Genomic DNA, 223 nt, shown 5'->3' with positions numbered 1-223 from the left:
GGACGCGCGGCAGGCAAATCGGGATTGGGGCGATCGCACGCCCGTGCTTCGCTTCGTCCCGGATCAGGACCGGCTGAACCTGATCGGCCTGTCGCCGGCCGAGGTGGCCCGTCAGCTCCAGTTCCTCCTCACCGGCATTCCCGTGACGCAGGTTCGCGAGGACATCCGCAATGTCCCGATCGTGGCACGCAGCGCCGGCCGCGAGCGGCTCGATCCGGCCCGT

General features: G+C 70.0%; 1 protein-coding gene. It reads left to right on the top strand.

The window, feature by feature from the left end; translation table 11 throughout:
• Positions 1-223, top strand: a 223-nt coding sequence (locus MOV75_RS43035) for a hypothetical protein (protein ID WP_246933158.1), incomplete at both ends; no start/stop codon positions are given.

This window comes from Bradyrhizobium sp. PRIMUS42 (assembly GCF_023006515.1).
GTDB lineage: Bacteria > Pseudomonadota > Alphaproteobacteria > Rhizobiales > Xanthobacteraceae > Bradyrhizobium.
The sequence above is the reverse complement of the archived record's forward strand: the minus strand, read 5'-3'. Positions and strand labels throughout refer to the sequence as shown.